This is a genomic window from Streptomyces sp. IBSBF 3136, from assembly GCF_036815105.1.
Classification (GTDB): Bacteria; Actinomycetota; Actinomycetes; order Streptomycetales; family Streptomycetaceae; genus Streptomyces.
This window is the reverse complement of sequence record NZ_JAJSZC010000272.1, coordinates 1-9,399: the sequence shown is the minus strand read 5'-3', so window position 1 is coordinate 9,399 and position 9,399 is coordinate 1. Positions and strand designations below refer to the sequence as shown.

The following is a 9,399-nucleotide window of genomic DNA, read 5'->3' as shown; positions in this document are numbered from 1 at the left end:
CCCCCGCGGGTTTTTGGGGGGGGGGGGGGGGGGGCCCCGGGGCCCCCCCCCCCCCCCCGGGCCCCCCACCGTCCGGACGTCGTGCCGCAGTGCCCGGTGCGCAGGTGACGCGTTCTTCGTGGTCGAACTCCACCAGGCAGGCCCCAGCGGGCCCGCCGGCCCTCCGGGGGCCATCCGCGCCACCGCCTAGACCTCGGGCACGCCGCGCAGCGGTGCGCGCAGGACGCCGTCGTCCGCCCCGGAGGCGGCCCGTACCCGCGTCCCGCCGTCGACCAGCAGATCGGCGCCCGTCACCCACTCGGCCGCATCCGAGGCGAGCCACACCACGGCCCGCGCCACGTCCTCCGGCTCGCCGATCCGCCCGAGCGGCAGCTCCGCGGCCAGCTCGGCCTCGCCGGGCTCCCACACGAACCGGGCCATCTCGGTGCGTACGAGCCCGGGGGAGACGGAGTTGACCCGCACCCGGGGCGCGAGTTCGCCCGCGAGCTGCCGGGTGAGATGCAGCAGCGCCGCCTTCGTGGTGCCGTAGGCGCCCACCCGAGGCCCCACGTGCACGGCGCCCTCCGTGCACACGTTGACGACGGCCCCGCCGTGCTCGCGCATCCAGCCGTGCCAGGCGCACTGCACCAGGCGCAGCGGGGCCTCCACGTTGACCGCGAACGCCTCTCGCCAGGCCGCGGCGGGCGCCTCCATCAGGGGCCCGTACGGCCGGTTCGTCGCCGCGTTGTTGACGAGGACGTCCAGCCGCCCGAACTCGCGCAGCACCAGGTCCGTCAGCTCCTCGGCGTGCCCGGGCTCGGCCACGCCCCCGGGCAGCCCGATCCCGCCCAGCTCGGCGGCGGCGCGCCGTACCTCGGCCGGGTCCCGTGCGGTCACGCACACCCGTGCCCCGGCGGCGGCGAGCGCCCCGGCCACGGCACGGCCGATGCCGCGCGTGCCGCCGGTGACGACCGCGGCCCTCCCCTGGAGGCCGTACGAGGGCGTCATCGCCGTACCGTCTCATGACGGACCGTCGGATGACAGAGGCACGGCGGACAGAGGCACCACTGGTAAGTCAAGCCGCCCGCGCGAGTCGAAGGCGTGTTCGCTCCTGTAGGCCGAGTGGGTGATTCGCGTCGACGGGTGGGTGATGCGGTTTGTGGCAAACAGCTGCATATTGAGGGGGATTGGGGGGTCGCAGGACTTCCGATAGTTACACCTTGTTTGCACTCCCTATCGAGCGGACGTCCGCTCATTTGGTTAACCTATGGGGGACGGACAGCAGTAAGGGGTCCCACCCGCACCCACCGTCCGTCCTGGGGTGAGCCGGTCGACAACGGCCTGCTCCGACACGAAGTACCGGCGCCACCGCGTCCGAACTGGTTTTCCATCCAGACCCGAGCGGGCGACGAGAGCCGGAGCGCAGATTGTCCGGTAAGCCCCGAGGGTGAGCCCGACACATAAGGAGTGCGCGGTGACACCGGAGAAGACGAATCGCGAACAGCGCCCCAAGGAACGCACGGAGCGCGGAGGCCGCCGGCCCGGAGAGCTCGGCAGCCTCGACGTGTGGGCACGGTCCGCCCCGATCCGCCTCGCCGGGTACGAGGACGACCTCGCCGAGCCGCACATCCTGCCCAGCGTCGACTGAGCCGGGCCGGATCGTCGCGATCGCCGTGCGCATGGGCGTGACAGGCTCACGCCCATGCCGATCAGAGAAGCCGCGGCCGGGGACCGGCCGCGGATCCGGCCCTTCCGGCACCGCATCGTCGCCGCCGCGGAGACCTGTGCCTGGGACCCCGGCGCCTCCGAGAAGACGGCCCGCGCCATCTGGATGAGCCCCGCCGAGCGCGTCCACGTGGCCGAGGACCCCACCGGGGCCGTGGTCGGTCGAGACGAACCTCCGCCGTCGCCCACTGGAAGTCGCTCGGCTCCACCGTCCTCGGCACGGTCCCCGACGCCTACGACCACCCCCGCCACGGCAGGGTGGGCCTGCACCTCATGCACAAGTCCCGCGCCTGACGGGGGCGCTGCCGGCCGCGACGAGGTCCGCCACGGCCGCGACGTGGTCGGCTAAGCCCGGTCCGCCAAGGGCGCCGTCCGCCGCCACGGACGCCGGGCCTCCAACTCGCCGGCCAGGGCCAGCAGGGACTCCTCCGTCCCGGGGCGGCCCGCCAGTTGGACCGCGCAGGGGGCGCCGGAAGGCAGGGTGCCGAACGGGACCGACATCGCCGGCCAGCCCGTCAGGTTCCATGGCGGGGTCAACGGCGAACAGGCCGTGTTCGCGACGACGTTGCGCAGCCAGCCCCGCTCGTGCCAGGCGACGGCCCGGGGCGAGCGGCGGGCGAGGGCCGGGGAGAGCAGGACGTCGTGCTCGGTGAAGAACGGCGTGAGCCGGGCCCGCAGCCGCTCGCGCCCGTCCCCGGCGCGCACGGAGGCGACGAAGCGGCGGCCCACCGCGGCGTGCACCCGGGTGCGCCGGGCCAGCCGCGCCGGGTCCAGGCCCTCGGCGTCGACGGCCGTACCGGCCGTCCAGTGCCGGAGCGAGGTGACCCCCAGGTCGAGCGGGTAGGGCGGCTCGGCCCGCCGGACCAGGTGCCCGGCCCCGGCCAGCACACCGGCCGCCTGGCGTACCGCGGTCGTGTACGGCGCACCGATCCGCACGCCGGCCAGCGGACTGCGCAGCGCGACGGCGACGCGCAGCGACGGCCGCTGCGCCGGGGGCGTGAACGCGTGGTCCGCGAGGACCGACAGCATCAGCCGCAGATCCTCCACCGTGGTCGCCAGCGGCCCGTTCTCCGCCATGCCGAACCAGTCGCCCTCACCGATGCCCGCCGGCACCACACCGCGCCCCGGCTTCAGCGTGACCAGGCCGCAGTTGGCCGCCGGGATGCGCAGCGAACCCATGCCGTCGTTGCCCAGCGCGAGCGGCACCAGGCTCGCGGCCACGGCGGCCGCGCTGCCGCCGGACGAGCCGCCCGCCGTGCGGGAGGTGTCCCACGGGTTGCGTGCGGTGCCGTGCACCCCCTCCGTGGTGCCGAACACGCACAGTTCGGGCACGTTCGTCAGGCCCACGACCACCGCGCCCGCGGCCCGCAGCCGGGCCACCGTGACATGGTCCTCGGCGGCCGGGGTGTCCGGCGTGGCGGCCGAGCCGACCCGCATGGCCTCACCGGCCACCGCGAGGTTGTCCTTGACGGCCACCGGCACGCCCGCCAGCGGCAGTTCGGCCAGATCCGGCCGTCCCGCCAGCTCGTCGGCCGCGGCGAGCGCCGACGCGGCCAGTACCTTGCGGAACGCGCCGATCCGGCCGTCCAGGCGCTCGATCCGCGCCAGGTGCTCCGCCACCACCTCACGGGGCGTGGCCCGCTTCTCGCGGACGGCGGCGGCGATCTCGGCGGCGGTACGGCCGGCCCAGTTGCTCACGGATGCTCCTCGGAAGGCGACGGTGTTCTCCGCTGCGCGGGAGCGTACCCGTCGGTACGCAGGGAGAACTGTGCACGGTCCGGCCCGCCGCGTCGAGAGGACGCCGGCCCCGCACCGCTCACGAAACCGACGGCCAGGGCCCTCGGCCGGGCGGGCGCTCCGGGTTCCCGGCCGGGTGCGCTCCGGGTCCTCGGCCGGGCGTGCGCTCGGGTTCTCGGCCGGGTGGGCATCGGAGGTCCTCGGCCGGGTGGGCGATTTCAGGCGGGCGGCTCGTCGGCGCGGGCCGCGGGTGCCGTGCTGCCGCGGCCCGTCAGACGGGGGACCGGTACGCCGACCGAGCGGGCCGGCTCCCCGTCCAGCAGGGCCAGCAGTTCGCGGGCCGCCGTGCGGCCGAACTCGGCGCTGTCGCGGGACAGCGCCGACAGCCGCGGTGCGACCATGCGGCACAGGGCCGAGTCCTCCCAGGACACCAGGGAGACGTCCCGGGGTACGGCGAAGCCGAGTTCGGCCGCCGCGGCGAGGCCGGCCACGGCCATCACGTCGTTGTCGTAGATCAGCGCCGTCGGGGGAGCGGAGCCGCCGAGCACGCGGCGGGTCACGGCGGCGCCCTCCGCGTCGGAGTAGTCGGTGGTCACCGAGCGCACCCCGGTGAGGCCCCGGCGCTCCGCCTCCGCGCGGAGCGTGGCGACACGGCGCTGGGTGTGGGCCAGGCCCGGAAGGCCCGCGATGTGCACGATCCGGCGGTGGCCGAGCGCCGTCAGCTCGTCGACGACCGAGGCCATCGCGCCGGCGTCGTCCGCCCAGACGGTGGACAGGCCGGGGTGGCGCATGTCGGGTGCGCCGCCGATGACCACGGCGGGCAGGCCGAGTTCGTCCAGCAGGTCGGGGCGCGGGTCCTCGGCGCGCGGGTCGACCACCAGGACGCCGTCCACCCGGTGCTCCGCCCACCAGCGCCGGTAGACCGCGCACTCGTCGGCCACGTCCCGGGCCACCTGGAAGAGCAGGCCCAGATGGCGCTCGGCGAGCACCTCCTGGATGCCGGAGACCAGGTGGAGGAAGAAGGAGTCGACGCCCAGCGTGTCCGCCGGACGGGCCAGCACGAAGCCGACCGTGGCCACGCCCTCGCCGGAGAGCGCGCGCGCCGCCGTGCTGGGGTGCCAGCCGAGCTGCTCGGCGACCCGGTGGACCCGGGCGCGTGTGGTCTCCGAGACCCCCGGCCGGCCGTTGAGGGCGAAGGACACGGCGCTCTCGGAGACCCCGGCGCGGCGGGCGATGTCCTTCATCGTCGGCCGACGCGCGGGCGATCGCTTCTCCGGCACCCCACGCTCCCTTCCCGTACAGGCCGGTACCGGCCAACTGCTAATGCGCTTGAGTGCACTTACCCTAAAGCGCATTAGCAATCGGCGGCAATAGGTCTCAAGCACCCCTGCGAGCAGGGACTTTGAGTCACTAATGACTTTAGCTGGGTCGAATCCATTGACGCGTCCGGTAATCGATGGGCACAGTCTGGCCCGGCACCTTCCGCCCGTCCCCGCCACCGCAAAGGAGCCCAGCCGTCGTGCGTATCTCCCGCAGAACCCTCGCCGCCGCTGCCGTCGCCCTCGTCCTGCCGCTGAGCGCCTGCGGCTCGGGCGGCGACGGCGGCGGACCGGCCGACGCCTCCGGCAAGGTCGAGGGCGACATCACCTTCCAGACCTGGAACCTGCGCGCCAACTTCAAGCCGTACTTCGAGGGCCTGATAGCGGACTTCGAGAAGAAGTACCCCGGCACCCACGTGAAGTGGATCGACCAGCCCGCCGAGGGCTACGCCGACAAGATCAGCGCCGACGCGGCCGGCGGCACCCTGCCCGACGTCGTCAACGTCTCCCCGGACCTCGTCGCGCCCCTGGCGAAGGCCGGTCTCGCCCTCGACCTCGACAAGACCGCCGCCAAGTACCGGCCCGAGTACCTGGACGGAGCCTGGGCCGGCCACCAGGTGCCGGGACTGAGCGGCACCTGGGCCTTCCCCTGGTACCTGAACACCGGGCCGCTCTTCTACAACAAGTCGCTGTTCGAGAAGGCGGGACTCGACCCCGGCAAGCCCCCCACGACGTACGCCGACCTGTTCGCCGACGCGCTGCGGATGGCGAAGCGCAGCGGCGGCAAGGTCGCCACGCTCGCCAACGTGCCCACCGTCGAGGACTTCGGCCGGTACGGCGTCCAGCTGATGAACAAGGAGGGCACCGGCTTCGCCTTCGACGACGCCAAGGGGGTCGAACTCCTCACCCGGTACAAGGAGCTGTACGACGCCAGGGCGCTCGACCCGCAGGCGCTGACCGCCACCCCCGAGTCCTCCGGGAAGAAGTTCCTCACCGGGGCCGTCGCCATGAACCCCGGCAGCGCCCTGGACCTCGGCAACTTCAGGAAGCAGGCACCGGGCCTCTACAAGAACATCGGGATCACCGACCAGATCACCAGCACCGGCCACGTCAACATGTACGTCATGGGCGTGATGGTCAACTCCCGCACCGCGCACACCCCGGCCGCGGTCGCCTTCGCCCACTTCGTCACCGACGCGCACAACCAGATGTCCTTCGCAAAGAAGGTCGCCATCTTCCCCAGCACCGCCGGCTCCCTCGACGACCCCTACTTCACCGAAGAGGACGGCACCGACGAGACCCGCGTGCGCGTCGCCGCCGCCAAGTCCCTGAAGAACGCGGTCAACTACACGCCCGTGCTGTTCAGCGAGCAGATGAAGACCGCGCTGCGCAACGAGGTCGCCAAGGCCCTGCAGGGCAAGGAGAGCCCCAAGGCGGCTCTCGACAACGCTGTCAAGGCGTGCGACCGGCTGCTGAAGCAGCAGGGCTGACCATGGCAGCCCCCACCGCTCCGCCCCGGATACGGCGGCAACTGCCCACCAGTCCCTGGCTGTTCGCCGCACCCGGGCTGCTGGTCACCGGCGCCTTCGTGCTCTACCCGTTCGTGTCGACCGTGGTGAACTCCTTCACCGACCGCCGCACCCTGGTACCGGGCCGCTTCGTCGGCCTCGCCAACTACCGCGAACTGCTCCACGACGACATGTTCTGGACCGGGCTGCGCAACAGCACGCTCTACATCGCCGGCGTCGTACCGGCCCTGGTGATCCTGCCGCTGCTGCTCGCCCTGCTGGTCCACAAGAACATCCCCGGCATCACCTTCTTCCGGTCCGCCTTCTACACCCCCGTCGTCGCCTCCATCGTGGTCGTCGGGCTGATCTGGGTGTGGCTGCTCGACGAACGGGGGCTGGTCAACTCCCTGCTGGAGGCCGTGGGCGTGGGACGGGTCGGCTTCCTCAGCGACCAGTGGCTGCTCCTGCTGAGCGCCATGGCCGTGACCGTGTGGAAGGGCCTCGGCTACTACATGATCATCTACCTGGCGGCGCTGGCGAACGTACCGCGCGAACTGCACGAGGCCGCCGCCGTCGACGGCGCCGGCCCGGTCCGCCGCTTCCTCACGGTCACCGTGCCCGCCGTCCGCTCCACCATGGTGCTCGTCGCCGCGCTCTCCTCGGTCGCCGCCTTCAAGGTGTTCTCCGAGGTGTACCTGATGGCGGGCCCGAGCGGCGGCCCGGCCGGCGAGGACACCACCCTCGTCATGCTCGTCCAGCGCACCGGCACCGGTCTGACCGGCCGCGTCGGCTACGCCTCCGCCCTCTCCGTCGTCGTGTTCGCGGTCACCGTCGCCCTGATGCTGCTCGTGCTGCGGGCCGACCGGAGGGAGGAGTCATGAGCGTCCTGGAGAAGACGCGGACCGCCCGCCCGGCCGCCCCGGCCGCCGCCCGGGAACCCCGGGTCACCGACGAGCACGGCCGCCGCGTGCGGCCCGCCGAGCTGATCCTTCGCTACCTGCTGCTGCTCGTCGTGCTCGCCCTCACCGTCGGCCCCTTCCTCTGGCAGCTCTCCACCTCCCTCAAGGGCCCCACCGAGGACATCTTCAGCTCACCGCCCGGCTTCCTCCCCGCCCACCCCACCCTGCACAACTACGAGCGGGTCGCCGACACCATCCCGGTCTGGGACTACGCCCTCAACTCGCTGAAGGTCGCGAGCGCGAGCGTCGTGACCAACTGCGCGGGCTCCGCGCTCGCCGGGTACGCGCTCGCCCGGCTGCGCTACCGCGGCCGGCGTGCCACCACCCTCGTCTTCGTGCTGGCCATGCTGGTCCCGGTGGAGGGCATCGTCATCGCCCAGTTCACGACCATGCGGGAACTCGGCCTCAACAACACGCTCATCGGGGTCGTCCTGCCCGGCGCGGTCGGCGCGATGAACGTGCTCCTGATGCGCAACGCCTTCCGCGGCCTGCCCTACGAGATCGAGGAGGCCGCCTACGTCGACGGCGCCGACGCCTGGCAGCGGTTCCTGCGCGTCGCGCTGCCGTCGGTCAGGGGCACCCTCGCGGTCGTCGCCATCTTCGCCTTCATGGGCGCCTGGGACGACTTCCTGTGGCCGCTCATCGTGCTCAGCGACCCCGACCGGTTCACCCTCACCATCGGCCTGAACTACCTGCACGGCACCTTCGCCGATGACGAACGCCTCGTCGCCGCCGGCACCGTCATCGCCGTGGCGCCGCTCATCGCCCTCTTCGCCTGCCTCCAGCGGTACTTCTTCCGCGGGGTCGGCGAGGGCGCGGTCAAGGGCTGAGCCCGTACCCCCGCGAGGAGCAAGGACACCGCATGCCCGCTGCCGTCCGCTTCGGCGTCAACTACACCCCGAGCGAAGGCTGGTTCCACCACTGGCTCGACTTCGACCTCGACTCCGTACGCGCCGACCTGGACGCGATCGCCGCCCTCGGCCTCGACCACATCCGCGTCTTCCCGCTGTGGCCCTACTTCCAGCCCAACCGCACCCTGATCAGGCCCCGCGCCGTCGAGGACCTGGTACGGCTCGTCGACGCGGCCGCCGAACGCGGCCTCGACGTCAACGCCGACGGTCTGCAGGGCCACTTGAGCAGCTTCGACTTCCTGCCCGCCTGGACCCGCACCTGGCACCGGCGCAACCTCTTCACCGACCCGGACGTCACCGAGGGCCAGGCCGCCTACCTGCGCACCCTGGCCGCCGCCCTCGCCGGCCGGCCCAACTTCCTCGGCATGACCATCGGCAACGAGGTCAACCAGTTCGCCGCCGGACCGCACCCGGACCCCGACCGCGTCACCGCCGAGGAGGCCGAGCGCTGGCTCGCCCGGATGCTCGCCGCCTGCGCCGAGGGTGCCCCGGACCGGCCGCACCTGCACGCCTCGTACGACGCCGCCTGGTACCAGGACGACCAGCCCTTCACCCCCGGCCACTCCGCCCGCCTCGGCGCCCTCACCGCCGTGCACTCCTGGGTGTTCAACGGCACCGCCCAGCGCCACGGCCGTACCTCCGTGCCCACCGAGCACCACGCCGCCTACCTGGTCGAGCTGAGCAAGGCGTGGGCCGAGGACCCGCACCGGCCCGTCTGGCTCCAGGAGGTCGGTGCGCCGGCGCCCCTGGTGCCCGCCGAGCACGCGGCGGCCTTCGCCGACGCGACCGTCCGACACGTCCTGGACTGCCCCGACCTGTGGGGCGTCACCTGGTGGTGCTCGTACGACGTCTCCCGCCGACTCGCCGACTTCCCCGAACTCGAGTACGGACTGGGCCTGTTCACCAGCGACCGGCGGCCCAAGGACATCGCCCGCGCCCTGGCCGAGGCCGCCCGGGCTCGCCACGAGCCGCCCGCCACCCGCACCACGGCCCTCGTCGTGCCCGCCGACCCGGGCCACCGCTCCCGCTGCGCACCCGGCGGACCCGTCTTCGACGCCTTCTTCCGGCTGGTCGCCGACGGGGCCCGCCCCACCACCGTCCTGGACACCCGCGCGGACGACAGGGAACACCTCACCGCCCGCGGCATCACCGAAGTCGTCACTCCCGACCAGGTACTCCTCCCCACCCCACACGGAGGCCCTCGCTCGTGAACCCCACCAGACGCACCGTCCTCGCCGTCGCCAGCGCCGCGGCCCTCGCC

Annotated in this window: 8 protein-coding genes and 1 pseudogene; 6 read left to right on the top strand and 3 right to left on the bottom strand. The window is 73.1% G+C overall.

Annotated elements, in window-relative coordinates; translation table 11 throughout:
• Positions 1–186: 186 nt before the first annotated feature.
• The gene (locus V7E45_RS35710; protein WP_333778427.1) at positions 187–987 is read right to left on the bottom strand and encodes an SDR family oxidoreductase; all 801 of its coding nucleotides are present in this window, start codon (positions 985–987) and stop codon (positions 187–189) included.
• Between the two features lie 466 nt (positions 988–1,453).
• Here V7E45_RS35710 and V7E45_RS35705 point away from each other — a divergent pair, with 466 nt between their 5' ends.
• Together V7E45_RS35705 and V7E45_RS35700 are read left to right on the top strand one after the other, a co-directional pair.
• On the top strand, positions 1,454–1,627 hold the full coding sequence (locus tag V7E45_RS35705) for a hypothetical protein (RefSeq protein ID WP_133918774.1): 174 nt from the start codon (positions 1,454–1,456) through the stop codon (positions 1,625–1,627).
• Between the two features lie 54 nt (positions 1,628–1,681).
• Positions 1,682–1,998 (top strand): annotated as a pseudogene (locus tag V7E45_RS35700) (hypothetical protein).
• A 51-nt stretch (positions 1,999–2,049) separates the two neighbouring features.
• Here V7E45_RS35700 and V7E45_RS35695 read toward each other — a convergent pair.
• Together V7E45_RS35695 and V7E45_RS35690 are read right to left on the bottom strand one after the other, a co-directional pair.
• Positions 2,050–3,402: an amidase gene (locus V7E45_RS35695; RefSeq protein ID WP_333778426.1), complete on the bottom strand. Its 1,353-nt coding sequence runs from the start codon at positions 3,400–3,402 to the stop codon at positions 2,050–2,052.
• Positions 3,403–3,659: 257 nt separating this feature from the next.
• Positions 3,660–4,721, bottom strand: coding sequence for a LacI family DNA-binding transcriptional regulator (locus V7E45_RS35690; RefSeq protein WP_333778425.1), 1,062 nt, complete (start codon positions 4,719–4,721; stop codon positions 3,660–3,662).
• A 239-nt stretch (positions 4,722–4,960) separates the two neighbouring features.
• On the opposite strand from V7E45_RS35690, the gene V7E45_RS35685 reads away from it, so the two are divergent.
• From V7E45_RS35685 to V7E45_RS35670, 4 genes are read left to right on the top strand one after another with little or no spacing between them, the layout of a single operon-like run.
• Positions 4,961–6,250 carry an ABC transporter substrate-binding protein gene (locus V7E45_RS35685; RefSeq protein ID WP_333778424.1) on the top strand — a complete coding sequence of 430 codons (1,290 nt, stop codon included), beginning with the start codon at positions 4,961–4,963 and terminating at the stop codon, positions 6,248–6,250.
• Positions 6,251–6,252: 2 nt separating this feature from the next.
• Complete coding sequence (locus tag V7E45_RS35680) at positions 6,253–7,149, top strand: carbohydrate ABC transporter permease (protein ID WP_333778423.1); 897 nt, start codon at positions 6,253–6,255, stop codon at positions 7,147–7,149.
• Positions 7,146–8,057, top strand: coding sequence for a carbohydrate ABC transporter permease (locus V7E45_RS35675; protein WP_333778422.1), 912 nt, complete (start codon positions 7,146–7,148; stop codon positions 8,055–8,057). The genes V7E45_RS35680 and V7E45_RS35675 overlap by 4 nt, the downstream gene beginning before the upstream one ends.
• A 32-nt stretch (positions 8,058–8,089) precedes the next feature.
• Entirely contained in the window at positions 8,090–9,349 is a 1,260-nt protein-coding gene (locus V7E45_RS35670; protein ID WP_333778421.1) for a glycoside hydrolase 5 family protein, read from the top strand.
• Positions 9,350–9,399: the final 50 nt, after the last annotated feature.

What these genes read in the sequence shown, in the direction of transcription:
- V7E45_RS35710 (WP_333778427.1), bottom strand. Translation starts at nt 987, where the DNA reads ATGACGCCCTCGTACGGCCTCCAGGGGAGGGCCGCGGTCGTCACCGGC.
- V7E45_RS35680 (WP_333778423.1), top strand. Translation starts at nt 6,253, where the DNA reads ATGGCAGCCCCCACCGCTCCGCCCCGGATACGGCGGCAACTGCCCACC.
- V7E45_RS35670 (WP_333778421.1), top strand. Translation starts at nt 8,090, where the DNA reads ATGCCCGCTGCCGTCCGCTTCGGCGTCAACTACACCCCGAGCGAAGGC.
- V7E45_RS35675 (WP_333778422.1), top strand. Translation starts at nt 7,146, where the DNA reads ATGAGCGTCCTGGAGAAGACGCGGACCGCCCGCCCGGCCGCCCCGGCC.